The 15,804-nt window shown below is 40.7% G+C and carries 18 protein-coding genes; 9 read left to right on the top strand and 9 right to left on the bottom strand.

What is annotated here, in order from left to right:
- Nucleotides 1-216: 216 nt before the first annotated feature.
- On the bottom strand, nucleotides 217-489 hold the full coding sequence (locus G9Q97_RS05660; RefSeq protein WP_166144001.1) for a hypothetical protein: 273 nt from the start codon (nucleotides 487-489) through the stop codon (nucleotides 217-219).
- Between the two features lie 398 nt (nucleotides 490-887).
- On the opposite strand from G9Q97_RS05660, the gene G9Q97_RS05655 reads away from it, so the two are divergent.
- The gene (locus G9Q97_RS05655; protein WP_166143999.1) at nucleotides 888-2,297 is read left to right on the top strand and encodes a carboxylesterase family protein; all 1,410 of its coding nucleotides are present in this window, start codon (nucleotides 888-890) and stop codon (nucleotides 2,295-2,297) included.
- Nucleotides 2,298-2,425: 128 nt separating this feature from the next.
- Here the strand turns inward: G9Q97_RS05655 and G9Q97_RS05650 are convergent, their stop codons facing one another.
- On the bottom strand, nucleotides 2,426-2,620 hold the full coding sequence (locus G9Q97_RS05650) for a helix-turn-helix transcriptional regulator (protein WP_166143997.1): 195 nt from the start codon (nucleotides 2,618-2,620) through the stop codon (nucleotides 2,426-2,428).
- Complete coding sequence (locus G9Q97_RS05645) at nucleotides 2,617-3,018, bottom strand: hypothetical protein (protein WP_166143995.1); 402 nt, start codon at nucleotides 3,016-3,018, stop codon at nucleotides 2,617-2,619. Before G9Q97_RS05645 ends, G9Q97_RS05650 begins: the two co-directional genes overlap by 4 nt.
- Before the next feature lie 461 nt (nucleotides 3,019-3,479).
- Between G9Q97_RS05645 and G9Q97_RS05640 the strand changes: the two genes are divergently transcribed.
- Nucleotides 3,480-4,613, top strand: a complete 1,134-nt coding sequence (locus tag G9Q97_RS05640) for an MBL fold metallo-hydrolase (RefSeq protein WP_166143993.1) — start codon at nucleotides 3,480-3,482, stop codon at nucleotides 4,611-4,613.
- A gap of 306 nt (nucleotides 4,614-4,919) precedes the next feature.
- Here G9Q97_RS05640 and G9Q97_RS05635 read toward each other — a convergent pair whose 3' ends face one another.
- The 4 genes from G9Q97_RS05635 to G9Q97_RS05620 form a co-directional block, all read right to left on the bottom strand.
- Nucleotides 4,920-5,471: a DUF4256 domain-containing protein gene (locus tag G9Q97_RS05635; RefSeq protein ID WP_166143991.1), complete on the bottom strand. Its 552-nt coding sequence runs from the start codon at nucleotides 5,469-5,471 to the stop codon at nucleotides 4,920-4,922.
- 251 nt (nucleotides 5,472-5,722) lie between these two features.
- A complete protein-coding gene (locus G9Q97_RS05630) occupies nucleotides 5,723-6,697 on the bottom strand; it encodes a hypothetical protein (protein WP_166143989.1) in 975 nt (324 codons plus the stop codon).
- Between the two features lie 21 nt (nucleotides 6,698-6,718).
- A complete protein-coding gene (locus G9Q97_RS05625) occupies nucleotides 6,719-7,381 on the bottom strand; it encodes a hypothetical protein (RefSeq protein WP_166143987.1) in 663 nt (220 codons plus the stop codon).
- Complete coding sequence (locus G9Q97_RS05620; protein ID WP_166143985.1) at nucleotides 7,368-7,913, bottom strand: RNA polymerase sigma factor; 546 nt, start codon at nucleotides 7,911-7,913, stop codon at nucleotides 7,368-7,370. Before G9Q97_RS05620 ends, G9Q97_RS05625 begins: the two co-directional genes overlap by 14 nt.
- A gap of 271 nt (nucleotides 7,914-8,184) precedes the next feature.
- Here G9Q97_RS05620 and G9Q97_RS05615 point away from each other — a divergent pair, with 271 nt between their 5' ends.
- Nucleotides 8,185-8,409: a DUF433 domain-containing protein gene (locus G9Q97_RS05615; RefSeq protein WP_166143983.1), complete on the top strand. Its 225-nt coding sequence runs from the start codon at nucleotides 8,185-8,187 to the stop codon at nucleotides 8,407-8,409.
- Nucleotides 8,406-8,624 carry a DUF5615 family PIN-like protein gene (locus G9Q97_RS24750; protein ID WP_222851927.1) on the top strand — a complete coding sequence of 73 codons (219 nt, stop codon included), beginning with the start codon at nucleotides 8,406-8,408 and terminating at the stop codon, nucleotides 8,622-8,624. Before G9Q97_RS05615 ends, G9Q97_RS24750 begins: the two co-directional genes overlap by 4 nt.
- 158 nt (nucleotides 8,625-8,782) lie before the next feature.
- Here G9Q97_RS24750 and G9Q97_RS05605 read toward each other — a convergent pair whose 3' ends face one another.
- Together G9Q97_RS05605 and G9Q97_RS05600 are read right to left on the bottom strand one after the other, a co-directional pair.
- Nucleotides 8,783-9,244 (bottom strand): SRPBCC family protein, encoded by a 462-nt coding sequence (locus tag G9Q97_RS05605; RefSeq protein ID WP_166143981.1) that lies wholly within the window; start codon nucleotides 9,242-9,244, stop codon nucleotides 8,783-8,785.
- Nucleotides 9,245-9,463: 219 nt separating this feature from the next.
- On the bottom strand, nucleotides 9,464-9,817 hold the full coding sequence (locus G9Q97_RS05600; RefSeq protein WP_166143979.1) for a bleomycin resistance protein: 354 nt from the start codon (nucleotides 9,815-9,817) through the stop codon (nucleotides 9,464-9,466).
- Nucleotides 9,818-9,906: 89 nt separating this feature from the next.
- Here G9Q97_RS05600 and G9Q97_RS05595 point away from each other — a divergent pair, with 89 nt between their 5' ends.
- The 5 genes from G9Q97_RS05595 to G9Q97_RS05575 all read left to right on the top strand — a co-directional run bounded on the left by G9Q97_RS05595 (nucleotide 9,907) and on the right by G9Q97_RS05575 (nucleotide 15,621).
- Nucleotides 9,907-10,482 (top strand): YdeI/OmpD-associated family protein, encoded by a 576-nt coding sequence (locus tag G9Q97_RS05595; RefSeq protein WP_166143977.1) that lies wholly within the window; start codon nucleotides 9,907-9,909, stop codon nucleotides 10,480-10,482.
- A gap of 345 nt (nucleotides 10,483-10,827) precedes the next feature.
- Nucleotides 10,828-11,193 carry a BlaI/MecI/CopY family transcriptional regulator gene (locus tag G9Q97_RS05590; protein WP_166143975.1) on the top strand — a complete coding sequence of 122 codons (366 nt, stop codon included), beginning with the start codon at nucleotides 10,828-10,830 and terminating at the stop codon, nucleotides 11,191-11,193.
- Nucleotides 11,190-12,416, top strand: a complete 1,227-nt coding sequence (locus G9Q97_RS05585) for a M56 family metallopeptidase (protein WP_166143973.1) — start codon at nucleotides 11,190-11,192, stop codon at nucleotides 12,414-12,416. The genes G9Q97_RS05590 and G9Q97_RS05585 overlap by 4 nt, the downstream gene beginning before the upstream one ends.
- A 166-nt stretch (nucleotides 12,417-12,582) precedes the next feature.
- Nucleotides 12,583-13,470 carry a hypothetical protein gene (locus tag G9Q97_RS05580; RefSeq protein ID WP_166143971.1) on the top strand — a complete coding sequence of 296 codons (888 nt, stop codon included), beginning with the start codon at nucleotides 12,583-12,585 and terminating at the stop codon, nucleotides 13,468-13,470.
- A 297-nt stretch (nucleotides 13,471-13,767) separates the two neighbouring features.
- Nucleotides 13,768-15,621, top strand: a complete 1,854-nt coding sequence (locus G9Q97_RS05575) for a ChbG/HpnK family deacetylase (protein WP_166143969.1) — start codon at nucleotides 13,768-13,770, stop codon at nucleotides 15,619-15,621.
- The last annotated feature ends 183 nt before the right edge of the window (nucleotides 15,622-15,804 follow it).

Raw genomic sequence — 15,804 nt, 5'->3', positions numbered from 1 at the left:
ATTACCAGTACCGTGCCACCGGAAATCTTTGCTGAGAGTCAGAAAAGCCATGTTTTGCAGTTATCCTTTTCTATAAACCGAACAAATTTGTCCGCCAGTGGGCAATGGTTAAATTCCTGGATAAGGTCGTATTTCGTTAAACTTTTCCAAAGTTTCAAACTTTGGAAAAGTTAGTCGCCTTATATTCTAAATGAATTACAAGGTCAAGGGACCTTTCTATTTTATCTTAAAATCTCTTTTTTCTACAAAGGTTATCGGTACAAATTGTTCGGTAGGTGCACCAATATAATAGAGCATCCAATTGGGATCCTGATGAGAAAGCATTTCAGAGATGCAATCTGCACGGTGTCCCCGGGGATTCTGACAATCATCCCAATAAAACAATTCAACTTTATAGTGTAGTGATTGCTTTTGGTTATTGATGGTCACCTCAATGTTGATATCCTGCTTTCCAGGAGCTGTTGGGATAGGTATGGCGATGTGGGTCATGATCATTAGGATTAAGTGATAAGGATTAGACCGTAAAAACGCATAAAATTATTAAGGTCTAAAGGATAATTTGTATTAATCGATTTTTCTGAATGAGGTACAATGAAATACGAGCTATATAAACTATCGCAACTATATTAATGCCATTATTTAAGTCTGGATTAATCGGTTAAACCCCCATTTCTGTTGCTGAAGGATCATCAACCGGACAAAATTGTTCGTTGACGGGCATATTTAATGGTCTTTTTAAACGGCAGGCCATTATATGGGGTAGCAGGTTGCGTTTTGCCCACCAAGAAGCCATCCTTGCGTTAATTCAACTAATTCCAATTTATTTTTTGTATTTTGTTCTCGGAAGCTTATTTACTCAGCCCAAACTTACCGTTAAAGCAACAATAATGAACCAGACATTTTACAAAATCAGCCTATTCTTTAGCGGTCTTATCCTATTGGCAGGGCTGGTTCAGGCCTATTTCTATTTTCAAATCGGAACAAAAATATACGGTCTTGAATCCTTTATATACTGGTTTCTGCTTTTGAATGGTACTTCAATTTTATATCACGTCATTTTGTTGAAGTATTTTTACTATAAGAAATTCCAGTATTCCTTTTTGTCATTTTCTTTGGTTACCCTGGCTGCTTTTGTCTACGGTTTAATTGTATTCCAAATGTTATGGTCAAGGGAAACCTCAAATTATTTACCTGTGACATTTTTGATTTTGGCAGGTTCGGGGATAATTTATGGGCTAACACTTATACTCTCTCGGGCTGCTGAGCGACCCTGGTTAAAATTGGGAGGGGTTTTAATTTTTGTAATCGACCTTTTCCTTTTTACCACCTTAACCTGGTCTTTGCAGTACCCGGGCAGCATATCGAATTTGGAAACATACCAAGAATGGGCAGCCCAAATAGGGCTTTTGGTTCCGGTATTTTACCTGTTGAATTTTTCGTCTGAATTAAAAAGATTTAAGTTTGTAAATGAAGAAACCAAGCTTCAAAATACCTTTAATGTCATTTTTGGGGCTATTGGTGCTATTTCCTTGATTTTGGTTTTGGTGGTCGGTTCTCAAATTTTTAATACGGTTCAATGGTTTGCTCAGCAACCTCAAAGGGCTCAGAAATTGGCCGAACCCTTTGATGCAAGAATTTATGTCAGTGAAAATGGGGATACCCTGAAGTACCGGTTGATGAAGCCTGAAGATCCGGCGCCACAAAAGAAGTATCCTTTAGTAATTGCGCTTCATGGAGGTGCAGGATCCGGAACAGAAAACCTGATCCAGGTGGATGGATCCTGGACAGCCCAGTTTCTGGCCAAACCCTCGAATAGGGAAAAATATCCCGCCTACCTTTTTGTACCTCAATGCCCTCCCGGATCCAGTTGGGGCGTTGTTCCGAATATTCCAGTGGTGGATGAGCTGGTTTTTGAGGCAATAATTTCACTGGAGGCCGAGTTTTCTATTGATAAAACCAGACGCTACGTGATGGGTGAATCACTGGGGGGATATGGTACCTGGCATTTTATAAGTACCAGACCTAAAATGTTCGCTGCTGCAGTACCGATCTGTGGGGGTGGCAATCCAAATTTTGCCCATAAAATTAAGGATGTTCCGATCTGGGCATTCCATGGGGCACAAGACCGTATTGTTCCGGTGGAAAGTTCCAGAAAGATGATTGCTGCCTTAAATGAAGCTGGTGGAAACCCCTTATATACTGAGTTTGCTGATGAGGGACATATCATTTCTGAGTCCTTTGAAAATACCGAAGGTTTGCTGGACTGGGTTTTTGCCCAGCAACTTTCCAGTGATTAATTTTTGGAATTCCTGGCTTAGGTTTCCTACTCAATCCGGAATGCTTTTGAAGTATTATTCTGAAGAATCCTGGAAATGTTTAAAAAATGCAAAAGAAACCCCCTTACTTTTTTTTACATCATTGACATTCATTCTTCAAACAGAAACATCTGCTCAATTGGGAGTTTAAACAGTTTAGACATCTTAAAAGCAGTGGGTAGGCTGGGATCAAACTTTCCCTTTTCGATCGCATTGATAGTTTGTCGGGATACGCCGATAATTTCAGCAAGATCCTCCTGCGTCATATTCCTGGCGGTTCGTAGGTCTCTGATTTTATTTTTCATTGATAGCGTCGACTATTTATCAATATTGAGGTCAGATAAGTTAGTCCGATAAACATGACCAGGATGCTGATTTGAGCATCTTGACTGATCAAATTTGTGGTGTCCAGGAGGGAATAGGACATTCCAAAAATGACAGCCAAACCCAGGGTGATGCCCAGCGATTCAAGATGGATTTTTTTCTCAAGTTCATCAAAATGGTTGAACAGGTCCCGGTTGGCAAGAATCATTAAGATGCCATTCGCAAAGTTAACGATGATCGCAAAAGGCGTCAGAAATGGATGATGGTCCCAAATAAACTCAGGTCCAAAAGTGGCGATTGCCATGGTGGCTACCCAAGTCCAGGTCCATATGGCTAATTTTTTTATTCTTTTGTTTCGTTCCAGTTTCATTGTCTTCATAATTTTTATGTAAAGTTTGCTTTACAAAAGTAAACAAAACTTTACAAAAGTCAAGTTTTGTTTACATTTTTTTCTTGAATTTGGAAACAGTGCGCTGGATGTACGCTTCCTGATCTAAGTTGTAAGAACACCGGATCGTTCTCTAAACAGAAAAAATCAATTCTTGTAAGAAAAATAAAAATGAAATGAAAAAGTCGGTACCTTTACCTAATGGATAAAGTTTTGAAAGTTAAATCTTCTGACGCTAAAAATTCAGATAATTCCTATTGGTCTAAAAAATGCTACCAGGAAAGGTTGGATGGAATTGAATTTTTTAGGGACCAGTACAATAACTTTGTTTAAGATGCTAAGCAAAGACTTCAAAGAGTTTGTACAATTACTTTCCGACAATGAGGTAAAATATTTGATCTTTTATAGACCCATTATTGAAAAGAGACTGTACCTACTTACTTACTTGTTAAATGGCCAAATTCATCCCAGTTTTTAGACGCTTTATGCTGATTTCATTTACCATCCTCGTTATTTTTGCTACTGCAGCTCTGCTTTTCCTGCAACAACCTCAATTTGGCAAAGCCCCTCAGGGAGAGCGGCTGGAACGGATAAAGCAATCACCTAATTATAAAGAGGGTAGCTTTAAAAATTTGTACCACACACCCTTTCTTTCCGAGGGGTATTCCATGACCAAAATAACGCTGGAATTTATTTTTAAAAATTTTCCAAGAACCAGCCCAATGGATACCGTTCCAGGCATAAAAACTGATCTGAAAGCTGTACCAAAGGATGAAAATATCCTGATATGGTTCGGTCATTCTTCTTATTTTATTCAGTTGAATGGGATTCGGTTTTTAGTGGACCCTGTATTTTCCGGAAGAGCATCCCCTGTCCCTTATTCTACCCAATCCTTTGCAGGAACTGATATTTATACAGTTGAGGATTTTCCGGAAATTGACTACCTGCTTATTTCCCATGACCATTATGATCATTTGGATTATTCCACCATCCTAAAGTTGGAGCCAAAGATCCACCAGGTGGTTTGTGGGTTGGGAGTTGGCGAACATTTCGAATATTGGGGTTATGATCCGGCTAAAATCGTGGAAAAAGATTGGGACGAGCGATTGAAAATAGGGGAGAACTTTACCCTCCATACGGCCACATCCCGGCATTTTTCAGGCCGAAGCCTAAAACGTAGCAACACCCTTTGGATGTCTTTTGTGTTACAATCAAAGGATTACACCTTGTATGTCGGCGGCGACAGTGGATATGACACCCATTTTAAAGAACTTGGTAAGAAATTTAGTGGCTTTGATTTAGCTATTTTGGATAATGGGCAGTACAATGAAGGGTGGAAAGAACTCCATATGTTTTCTCATGAGGTACTTCAAGCCGGAAATGACCTAAATGCAAAGCGCATCATGCCTGTTCATTCAGGAAAATTTAAATTGGCAAATCACCCCTGGGACGAACCTTTGGAGACAATTGTAGCCCTCAATGAAGAAAATTTTCATTGCCCGATTGTAACCCCTAGAATTGGCGAAGTGGTGATACTGAACGACAGCACGCAGATCTTGTCAAGGTGGTGGAGGGGCATGAAGTGAAAAAACCACTATGATTTTTCTGGTTCTATAATTTATGTCTTGTTTTTATGGCGTTTGCCCATGCTGACCATGAGGGGAAACCAGCGCACCTGGTAAAGCTGTTTAAATAATCACAAACTTATTTTTCCATCACGATCCCCTCAAAATCTCCCAGTTTTTCCAACTCAAAAATTAACCTGCCATTCTCATAGGTAAAGGCTACCTCTTTTTCATTGACCATGCTCCAGATGCGAGTAGGCTTAAAATAAGATTTTTCAGGATGTTGTTTGGTTTAAAAAACAACACCAACATTTATTTTAATGTGGATCAAACCTTCAACATCCCCCGAAACCCTCTGGCTCCATAGTAGGATTCTGCCCCATTGTGGTAAATGAATACCCGGCCAAAACGCCAATCTCCGAAGATGGCGCCTCCCAATTTCCGGATATCAGCTGGTGTTTTTATCCAACTAGAGGTTTTGGTATCAAATTTTCCAAACTGTTGCAGTGCCTGGTATTGTTCTTCCGAAAGGAGCGATATGCCCATTTCTGCTGCCATGCCAAGAGCGCTGTTTTTGGGTTTATATGTCTTGCGTGATTCAAGGGCTTCGGGGTCATAACAAAGGCTCCTTCGTCCTTTAGGACTTTCTGGGGAGCAATCAATAAAAATAAATTGTCCCCCTTCATCTGTTATATTGAGCACATCAGGTTCCCCTCCCGTTTCTTCCATTAAAAGCAGAGACCGGAGTTTTTCGGGATGGGCCAGCAGTTTTTCTTCAACAGGCTTCCATTCAAGGCCTTGGTGGCGCTGCCTATTTTTCTCAAAGCGGTTTTTCAAGGTGCTTAATAATGGTTCGGTTTGTTCTTGTGAAATTTTCATATTAAAGATGGTAAATTGAAGTTTGGATAGAATTCGCCATTTAGGTACACAAATATATTTCAATAAAATAATAAGTATGGGTTATTCCTCTAGTTTGTCTGTTCATGGGAGATGTCAAACAGGTATCAAAGCGACTCCTTCTTGTCGCGCTGCCGTGGTACCGATTTTAGGGATAAATCGTGAGGGGTGCTCCGCAGGCTTATGACCTGCCCCGTCTCACCTGGCCAAACCCATTGACCGATAATCCAACCCTACAATCCAATCCCGATCCTAAATCCAGGGCTTACCTGTTTGAAAAATCCATTGAAATAAAGCTGTGGCGATACGGTGATATGTTTGCCAACCTGCCAGTTTACACCCAGTCTATGGGTGTTGGGAGCAAAAATATCACCGCTTCTTTTGGTCAGGGTTCCTATCTCAATCCCCAACCAATTGGGTTTGTCTTTTTGGTTGGAAAAGTTTCGTCTATACCCTAAGTTGGTGAAATTGTTGATCACAGCCCTGTTTGCTTCGTCGAACGCGAACATCAGGTTGTTGGAGATATAAAATTGGTTTTTAAGGATGCCTTTGTGGTTCAGTTGCAAGCCGATTTCCCCCGTAAAATCTGTAAGAAATTTTCCCCTATATACATTGGCACCTACGCCAGCCTGTAAGCTCAGCATATCAAAATGTCCAGTGTGCCTGTCTTCCTTTAAGACGATATTGCCAGTTGGGTATTCCGGTTGAAATGCCAAATACCTTAAAAACCGGTGCTTTTCCGGTAGTTTCTCCGTGATGTCAGTCAGTATCCTGGTTAAATCCACCCTTTCCAATTCCTCGATATCGTTGAATCCGATGATTACCTGATATTTATCCAGCGCATCATGGAGGTGCACCCGGTTGGGGAAATTTTCTGACATGCCTTTTTCGGCAGATAAGCGGAAGCTTTTGATTTTGTCATTTTCAAGGATGTCCAATTGTTTTTGATACTGGTATTTGATGGTGTAAGCTGTGGAAGGGACCATCCCTTGGATTTCTTTTAACCTGGATTGTAGATCTTGAAGGATGGATTGCAGTTGGTCCCCTTCCACCAAATGGTGGTAATCCTTTGTTAAAATCATCATATCCAGGGTGTCGTTATTCTGGTATAAAATGGTATCTGTGTAATTGTCCGAAGTTTGTGAAATGGCATCATTGAACGAAAGAAGGCCAACGAAGGCAAAAATGATTAGTGATTGAGATTTCATAAGTATAATTGGTTTAGTTTATTACAATTTAAGGTGGAGGATCGGGGATTGATGCTGGCTATGGGAAGGATAACCGCCACCCATTCTGATCTTCAGTTTGGATGGTTGCTTTCCCTTTTTTTCGGATAGCATTTGTTTATCGATTGCTTTCGTCTCTGCAATCAATTCCCGGAGGTCCAGGTATGGGAGGGCTATTTTCGGTTGGAAATCCTTCAATGGTGATACAATTACTGGTAAAGGAATAGCCAAGCTGATGTTGACTTTTTCGATTTCTGGTTTTGGGAGGTCAAGACCTTGAACCGGTGTATCGTGTGGTGCTTTCCTGGCTGCTGGAATGGGTGCAGTCAAGCTATCACTTTCCACCCCATCGGTTGGTGAATCATCGTAAAATAATCCTTCATTAGCCAGCGCAGGAGGGGACATTTCTTTGACGATTTGGGCCTGCAGAATATCCAGTTCTTCTTGTGTGGTCGCCAGTTTCAGCATTAGTAAAACTACCACCAAGAACAAGCTGACAGATGCCGCCAATGCCGAGATCAAGCCCCATTGGATGGCCCTTGATTTTTTGGGCTTTTCTATGCCCTCCCAAACCCTGGATTTGCCTTTGGAAGCCAATCGGTCATTTATTCTTTCAGACTCAATTAAGCCCTTTTTGAGGATTTCATCTATGCTATCGTACCGCATCGCTGTTCTTTTTTTTAAGTTTTGTGACCATAAAATTCCTGGCTTTGCTAAGTTGGGATTTGGAGGTATTTTCATGGATCTGCAACATCCCGGCAATTTCTTTATGGGTATATCCCTCGATGGCAAACAGGTTGAAAACGGTCCGGTAGCCTCTGGGCATTTCCTCTAATACCTGTTGTACCTTCTCCAAATCCAACAAGTCCCCGCTATCTATTATAGGTACATTTAGGCTCAGGATTTCTTCCTCTTCCTGGAACAACAAGGCCTTCTTGCTTTTGAGGAACCGGATGGACTCATTGATCACCACGGTGGTGACCCATTTTTGAAGACTTCCTTCCCCTCGGTATTCAAATTGGCCGATGTTTTTGAAAATCCGGGTAAAGGAGACAGAAAGCACATCTTCAGTGTCATGGTGGTTGCCCAGATAGCGCATGGCCACATGAAAATTGCGGCGGTAATACCTGTCAAAAAGGTCTCTTTGTGCGCTGTGTTCTTTTCGGACACATCCCGATATGATTTTCTGCTCTTCCAAATGTTTGTGTGGTTTTCAAAAGTTGGAACCGGAAAATTTAAGCAGACGTTGCCTGTAGAAAAATTATATAATGTGAAAAGATGTTAAGGGGAGTAAAGGTGGAATACAATCCTGGGTATTTACTTTCTAAATTGAAATCACGCTAAATGACGGGGTCATCAAAACGAATACCATTGAGCGGAAGCAAATGTTAATTCTTATGGCAAATGCTTCCCAAATTTCAATATGATTTCATTAAATTTACAATGAATAATGACAAAAGGACCTTATAATGGAAGATTGGAAACAACGCATTACCATCAACCCCAATCAATGTGGGGGGCGGCCATGTATCAGGAATATGAGAATAAGGGTAATTGACGTATTGGATCTGCTTGCCGCAGGTCTTAATCAGGAGCAAATTTTAACGGAGTTGCCTGATTTGGTAAATGAAGATATTGAGGCCTCGATCAAATATGCACGTGGCAAAATTGACCACCCTGTTTTCGCCGCATGACAATTTGGGTTGATGCACAACTTTCGCCTTCCATTGCCGCCTGGATCAACCGGACATATTTACACATACGTGCCAAATCGGTGCGATCCCTCGGCCTTCGTGATGCTGATGATCAAAAAATTTTTAACGCAGCAAGAAGTCCTGATGTAGTGGTAATGAGTAAAGACGATGATTTTGTTCAAATGCTGGAAAAAAATGGTCCTCCCCCAAATTAATCTGGATAACATGTGGTAATACCACCAATTCTAAAATGAGAGAAATTTTATCAAAGACGCTATCCCAAGCGTTCGAGTGTTTGGAAAAAGGAGAATCGATGGTTGAGATCTGTGAAATAAAATGATAAACAGACGGAATTTCTTTAACATTTAAGGGTTTAATCGGTTTCTGCTATCTGCTTCAATTTTTCCAAAGCCTTAGGGTAGGTGCTGTCAAAGTAGGCCAAATGTTCGTCCGTAATATCTACTTCTACAATCACCCTGGTTTTTTTTCCGATTTTTTCAAAACGGTAATTCTCATGTCCTCCTGCCCACTGTTCCACCTGTGGGCCCGCTGTGATTTCCTTGTCCCCATCCAAAATTCCGTAATGCTGGATGGAAATAAACTCGTTCGGAATATTTTCGGCTATTCGGGCCACCATACCACCCCGGTTACCTTTGTCATCTGTCCCAATAAAGTAGATTTTCTGCCCTTTTTCCCAGCTACCTTCATAAGTGGAAGTGGGGTTAAAAAGTGCGGTCCATTGTTCATAGGTGCTTTTATCGCTCAGTCCCAGCATGGTATCAAATACATTTTCCACTGGGGCGTTGATTTCGATTATATATTGCTTTTTTTCCATGCTGCGATATTTTATATAGTTTTTAAGTTTTTCCCCACAACCTATCCTTTCCAAATTTAGCCATTTGATTATTAAAGCAGAGGGTGTAAAAGCGTCAATATGAAGGGTAAATAAGGACATGTCGGTGGCAATCTCCGGTATTGATCCTCAGATAGGACGCTTTTATTGAGCTTAACTTTGAGGAATCAGGAAAGGCAGCACCATGAGTTCCCGGAACTATTACACATTCTGCCCGAAGGTCAGCAAATTGTTATCTGGATCGAGCAGGGAGAATTCCTTTTGCCCCCAGCCCTTGGCTGCCAAATGCCCATTTGGATGAATGGGTATGTTTTTATCAAGGAATGCCTGATAAAGCTGCTCAATATTATCTGTCCTGATGTAAACCTGCCCATAATTTTCTTTGGGATCCAAATCCGGAAATTCAAAAAAATGAATTTGAATTTGGTCTTTTTGCAGCATCAGGTAACCCTCATAATCTTTTTCTCCGAATACGTCAAATCCCAGCCGCGAATAGTAGGCCAATGTGATTGCTTTGTCCCGCATGGGTAATTTAGGGTGAATGAATGTGAACATGGGATTAGGGCTGGTGAACACTAAATTACCTAAAATTATTATAATTTTAATAAATTTAGATTTTCTGTATAGAAGTTAGGATATATTCAATGAAAAAACATGAAATAACGGAAATTTATTTTCAGGATTCCGCGGAATGGAGGGCATGGCTGGAGAAAAATAATGACAAGGTAGCTGGTGTTTATTTGATTTTTTATTCGGTTGGCCATGGAATGCCATCCATGCGCTGGGAAGAGGCAGTGAAGGTGGCCTTGTGCTTTGGATGGATTGATTCAACAGCCTATAGTCTTGGAAATGGCAAACGCAGACAATATTTTACCCGGCGCAAACCCAAAAGCGGTTGGAGTGCCATCAACAAAGCCTACATTAAAAAACTTATTGCAGAGGGATTGATGCAGGAAAGTGGTTTGAGATCCATTGAAAAAGCAAAGGAAAATGGCAGTTGGAATCGTTTGGACGATGTGGAAAACGGAATTATTCCCGAGGATTTGGAAGCGGCTTTCACAATTCATCCGAATGCCTTTGAAAATTTCAAGAATTTTGCACCATCGTACCGGAAAAATTACCTGCATTGGCTGCACCAGGCCAAACGGGAATCAACCAGAGCCAAAAGAATTAATGAAATCATAGAACTTTGCAGCAGGAATATCAAATCCCGGCAGTAAACCTTTGGGGTCTTTGGGACCCCTAAGGTTTTTTAAGGCATCACTTAAGGATTTAGGAAAAATCTTTTTAATATTTAATTTTTGCAGGAATTTCTTATTAGAATTCTCGTAAGCATTCACGGAGAAGACCTTCGAGGTTTGAGAAACCTCAAAGGTACCAATCCAAACCTTTTAGGTCTTCAATTAAGGAATTGATGAAAAATATCACCGTAAATTCAGAGTAACTATTGGACTTCCTACTCAACTTACCTGTGAAAGATACGCCAGAGAAATTTATCTACGATTGAATCGTAATAAAATGATTTTATCGTAGGTTTTTTCATTTTGGTTTTCTACCTTTATCTTATGGAAGAACTAATACCACAGGAAGAGCAGGCAATGCGCGTTTTTTGGAAAGTTGAAAGGGGGGTGGTCCGGGACATTCTGGATCGTTTACCTGAACCAAAGCCACCCTATACCACATTGGCCTCCACCATCAAATCACTGGAAAAAAAGGGTTTTTTGGGACATAAGACTTATGGTAAGACGCATGAATACTTTGTGCTGGTAGAGCAATCAGCCTATAAAAAGAAAAAGTTTAATGGGATTATTAGGGATTTCTTTGACGGATCGGTTGATAATGTGCTTTCCTTTTTAGTGAAAGAAAAGAAACTTACCAAAAAAGAATTGGAGGAGTTAAACCAACTTATTGAGAAAGGAGGCAAATCATGAACCCTTTTTGGAATTACCTTTTTGAAGCAAGTATTGGCACTGCCTTGGTTTGGTTGGTCTATATTTTAATTTTTAGAGGGCTCACATTTTTTGGATGGAACAGGTTTTTTCTTTTGGCGGGGATGCTAATTTCAATATTGATGCCTCTTATTGAAGTCCCACTTTTTCCAAACAACACCCTTCCGGGTCGGGATATAATTTATTCTTTTAATCAATTGGAGGTAGCAATCCGCGACTCGACTACCTTTTCATCGGCCTGGAATCCTTTGTTGATGCAGGTAATCCTTTATGCTTATTTTGGCGTAGCCGCATTAAGAATTTCGGTTTTTGGAATTGGAACCATTTCGTTATTTCAAAAAATCAGAAATGCGAAAGAAAAAAAACTTCAGGAAATTGGAATTTATATGCATCCGGACTTCAAACCTGCCTCTTTTTTTAATAAAATTTTGATGCCATCATTTGAACCAGACAATAATTTGCACTATCAGATTTTCCTTCATGAATCAGCTCATGTTCGATTGAAGCATTCCTGGGATCTCCTGGCTTTACATTTAATCAAATCCATATTTTGGATCAATCCATTTGTATATCTAATTGAGAGGAACGTTAGAGAAGTTCATGAATTTCAGGCAGACAGAAAAGTAATCCAACAAATTGCATTCAAAGATTATTGTCAGCTTTTGGTGAATAATTTGAGTCAAAGTAGCAACAGCCATCTAATCAACAGTTTTAATCAATTTCAAATCAAAAATCGAATCGTTATGATGAACAAACGCAGATCAACAAATGAGAACAAGTGGAAATACTTTATTGGTATTCCTCTTTTGGTATTGGTGCTAGGTTTATTTTCTCTGAAAATGACAGGGCAAGAGGATAATGTAACCGGAACCTGGCTAGGCTCTGATTTTGAGTTTACATTAAATGAAGGACCGGATTTAAAGGAACTGATTGAAGGGGGTAAAAACCTGCATGTGGATGGTAAACTTATCCTAAACCAGAATAATACCTATCAAATATTAGATCCTACAGGCACAATGAATGGCAAAGGGAAATGGAAGCTTGAGTCAAAAAATCTTAAACTAACCAGCCAGGATGGCCATGTTGTGGCCTACCAAATCGAGGAAATATCCAACGCTAAAATGATCACCAGTCATCAAGTTTCCATGGAAACCCCTGAGGGAACAATTTCCGGAACCATACGGCTTACTTATGTAAAAAGATAAAAAAATTTACAGCCATCTACGATTGAATCGTAGATGGCTATTGAATTTAACCCAGGACTCATATGGCAGCGTTTTCAATGTTTTATCTTATGCTTGTAGCATTTTTAAAGGGAATTACGTCTTAGTATCAAAAGGAAATACTAATTTTACTTAAAATTCCAAAACAATGAAAAACAGGACCTGGACAATCATCCTACTTTTGGCCCTAGTGTCGGCTTGTACCATCGATGGAGAAGAGGGCAACCCTGATGATTTGAAAATGGTAAATCAGGGCAATGTGGTACTTGAGCTTTCCGATATTGATTATTATGATTTTTCCACCCATGTCGTTTACCTAAAGGAAAACAATAGATTAGAGGGAGATTTTGGCCAACTACAGGGTGCCAACATGGTGGTAAATGGATCGGAGGTTTATCCCCTAAAAATCCATGAACCATATTTGGCGACGATGTCTGTTGGGCCTCATATTAAAAGCTTGATCGATGTTTTTGGTGATTTTGCATTTCGGATCAGCTTTGGCGATTTCCCGGATGGGGCCGGCAGCAGTATTCAAGACCCCAGAAGCGACCCCAGAATTATTTCAGCTTTAAAGAAGCAAAATAAGTACAGGGCTGGCCTTTCGATAGATACCGAATCCATAATTCGGGAGGGAAATCAGCTAAAACTTAAAATAAAACTAAGGAATCTTGACAACCAGGACTATTACTTTTTAGATCCTCATAAAATGGGTGAAGGTCTGTTTCATTACTTTTCAAACGGACTGGAGTTTTTTGACCCGGTACAAATGAAGTACCAGCAAAATAGAATCCAACATGAGCAACCAGAATCCAGCCAATTCTGGTCTTTAGATTGGATGTCTGTCATCAAAGGAAAGGAAAGTAAAACATTCGAATTTACCTATCCTTTTGAGAATGTTCCCACAGGTAGAGATCTGAAATTTTCATTTACTTTTCCAAGTCCCGAACTTAGCATAACACAAAGATCAGATCTGGATCAGGAAGGCGGCAGGATTTGGCTGGGTAATGTGGGAACCGAATTGATAAAGCGGTTTTGAAAGATACAGTTTATTGAATGGGGCAGGAATTAATCTTTCTGCCGCTATTTTCATGGATTGGTTAGCACAACTTCAGTTGTTGGTGTCTTACTTCTGATGATTTTTAAGTTTATTTGTTTTTTCAGCAAAAGACTAAACCATGTAGGAATTACCTGCAAAAAACATATTGTCTATTTTGTTTTGAAAACCCAATATTAAAATAAGGTTCAGAAAGAGGAAGATGCATGAAATTCTTTTACAATCCATTAGAATGATAGCAAAAATTTGGTATTTTTCCTACTTCCAAAAACACCAGCGATGAGCCATTTCAAAATAACTTTACCCATTCTATTTTTTTCCCTATTGTCTTTCCTTTCCCCGGCCCAGGAACTTTCAGGTCCAAGGCTGATTGTAAGGGGGGATGACATGGGTTCTTCCCGGTCCTCCAATCTTGCCAGCATTGAAACTTTTGTCAATGGAATAGAAACTTCCATTGAACTGATGGCGGTTGCTCCCTGGTTTCCTGAAGCTGCTCAACTGCTAAGGGAAAATACGGGAGTGGAGGTTGGACTACACCTGGCCATTACCAGTGAATGGGATGGCGTCAAATGGACGCCTTTGACGAATTGTCCCAGCATCACGGATGCCAATGGCTATTTTTTCCCAATGATTGGGCCTAACAAAAACTATCCGGGACAGTCTGTCACGGAAAACCAATGGAAGCTGGAAGATATTGAACAAGAATTTCGGGCTCAGATTGAGTTGGCCCTGAAGCATGTTCCTCAGATCAACCACCTTTCCGGCCATATGGGATCTACTGGATTTCACCCTGATGTGGCCAAAATGGTAACCGGCCTTGCAGCAGAATATGATCTGCTACTGATCAGTAGCGAGCTCATGCAGGATTTGAATATTTCCCGAGCTACCTATGAAGGGCCAAAGGGAACGGCTGAGGAAAAGGAGGCTTCTTTTATCCGCATGTTGGAAAATTTGGAAGCCGGAAAGGCCTATCAGTTTGTAGACCATCCTGCCTATGATAATTTGGAAATGCAGGGGATAGGCCATATAGGATATGAGGATGTGTCCGAGGACAGACAGGGTGTCACCAATACCTGGACCAGTGATAAGGTAAAGGAAGCTGTTAGAATAAATGACATTGAACTTGTCAATTTCAGCACCATAGCCAAATCCCTGCCAAGAACTGATCCGGCAAATGAAAACATCAATCCAGAGGCCATCAGGGAGTATATACAGGCCGTTAAAGAAAGTAACCAGGACCTGCATAGCTTGATGATCCTGAGAAATGGGAAAGTAGCTTTTGAACAATGGTTTGGGGAAAATGCCGCCAACAAGCCTCATGTCATGTTTTCTGTGAGTAAGACTTTTACTGCAACCGCCATCGGTTTTGCCGTTCAGGAGGGACTGTTAAGTGTTTCCGATAAAGTCATTTCTTTTTTTCCGGATAAACTTCCCAATGAAATGAGTTCCAATCTGGAAGATTTGGAAATCCGGCATTTGTTGACCATGACCGTGGGTCACGATGTGGACCCAACAGGGGTAATAAGAAATGGTAATGATTCTGATTGGATAAAGGCTTTCTTGGCTTTTCCTATGGAACACAAGCCGGGGGACCAATTTGTCTATAACAGCTTGGCAACCTACATGTTGTCTGCCATACTTACCAAAGTAACCGGAGAGCGGCTTCTGGACTACCTGCAGCCGAGACTTTTCAGGCCGCTGGGAATCACCGGAGCTACCTGGGACGAAAGTCCACAGGGCATCGCTATCGGAGGTTGGGGGCTAAAGGTGAAGACGGAAGATATGGCCAAATTGGGCCTCTTCTACCTTCAAAAAGGTCAATGGAAGGGCAAACGGCTCTTAGCTGAATCCTGGTTTGAAGAAGCAACTGTGGCCAAAGTGCCTTCATTACCTGCAGGTGCCAATAGAGATGAACTGAAAATGAATGCCGATGAGTCCGATTGGTTGCAGGGCTATGGTTACCAGCTATGGCAAAGCCGGCACAACTCCTACCGGGCAGACGGTAGGGACGGGCAGTTTATCCTGATCCTTCCGGAGAAAAATGCGGTGATCGTAACCACTGCCAATATTTCCAATATGCAAGAGGAACTCAATTTGATATGGGAGTATTTATTGCCGGGGCTTGAGGAGTAGGTTTAATTCAATAAATACCTCTAGAATAAAAAGGCTTTTTGAGTAAGCAGAAAAGAGGGGTTTTCTCTTTTTCGTACAGTTTTATCAACATACAGGATCGTTTTCCAATTCCTAAAAATACCTGCAGGCACCCGGCTTAAATCATACTTATAAACTATTTGAATGACCGGATTTCATACAACT

Origin of the sequence: Cyclobacterium plantarum, from assembly GCF_011290685.1 — a bacterium.
GTDB lineage: Bacteria > Bacteroidota > Bacteroidia > Cytophagales > Cyclobacteriaceae > Cyclobacterium > Cyclobacterium plantarum.
This window is presented reverse-complemented; position numbering and strand designations above follow the sequence as displayed.

What these genes read in the sequence shown, in the direction of transcription:
- G9Q97_RS05640 (WP_166143993.1), top strand. Translation starts at nt 3,480, where the DNA reads ATGGCCAAATTCATCCCAGTTTTTAGACGCTTTATGCTGATTTCATTT.
- G9Q97_RS05635 (WP_166143991.1), bottom strand. Translation starts at nt 5,471, where the DNA reads ATGAAAATTTCACAAGAACAAACCGAACCATTATTAAGCACCTTGAAA.
- G9Q97_RS05585 (WP_166143973.1), top strand. Translation starts at nt 11,190, where the DNA reads ATGAACCCTTTTTGGAATTACCTTTTTGAAGCAAGTATTGGCACTGCC.
- G9Q97_RS05615 (WP_166143983.1), top strand. Translation starts at nt 8,185, where the DNA reads ATGGAAGATTGGAAACAACGCATTACCATCAACCCCAATCAATGTGGG.
- G9Q97_RS05605 (WP_166143981.1), bottom strand. Translation starts at nt 9,244, where the DNA reads ATGGAAAAAAAGCAATATATAATCGAAATCAACGCCCCAGTGGAAAAT.
- G9Q97_RS24750 (WP_222851927.1), top strand. Translation starts at nt 8,406, where the DNA reads ATGACAATTTGGGTTGATGCACAACTTTCGCCTTCCATTGCCGCCTGG.
- G9Q97_RS05595 (WP_166143977.1), top strand. Translation starts at nt 9,907, where the DNA reads ATGAAAAAACATGAAATAACGGAAATTTATTTTCAGGATTCCGCGGAA.
- G9Q97_RS05575 (WP_166143969.1), top strand. Translation starts at nt 13,768, where the DNA reads ATGAGCCATTTCAAAATAACTTTACCCATTCTATTTTTTTCCCTATTG.
- G9Q97_RS05600 (WP_166143979.1), bottom strand. Translation starts at nt 9,817, where the DNA reads ATGTTCACATTCATTCACCCTAAATTACCCATGCGGGACAAAGCAATC.
- G9Q97_RS05645 (WP_166143995.1), bottom strand. Translation starts at nt 3,018, where the DNA reads ATGAAGACAATGAAACTGGAACGAAACAAAAGAATAAAAAAATTAGCC.
- G9Q97_RS05590 (WP_166143975.1), top strand. Translation starts at nt 10,828, where the DNA reads ATGGAAGAACTAATACCACAGGAAGAGCAGGCAATGCGCGTTTTTTGG.
- G9Q97_RS05580 (WP_166143971.1), top strand. Translation starts at nt 12,583, where the DNA reads ATGAAAAACAGGACCTGGACAATCATCCTACTTTTGGCCCTAGTGTCG.
- G9Q97_RS05655 (WP_166143999.1), top strand. Translation starts at nt 888, where the DNA reads ATGAACCAGACATTTTACAAAATCAGCCTATTCTTTAGCGGTCTTATC.
- G9Q97_RS05630 (WP_166143989.1), bottom strand. Translation starts at nt 6,697, where the DNA reads ATGAAATCTCAATCACTAATCATTTTTGCCTTCGTTGGCCTTCTTTCG.
- G9Q97_RS05650 (WP_166143997.1), bottom strand. Translation starts at nt 2,620, where the DNA reads ATGAAAAATAAAATCAGAGACCTACGAACCGCCAGGAATATGACGCAG.
- G9Q97_RS05625 (WP_166143987.1), bottom strand. Translation starts at nt 7,381, where the DNA reads ATGCGGTACGATAGCATAGATGAAATCCTCAAAAAGGGCTTAATTGAG.
- G9Q97_RS05660 (WP_166144001.1), bottom strand. Translation starts at nt 489, where the DNA reads ATGACCCACATCGCCATACCTATCCCAACAGCTCCTGGAAAGCAGGAT.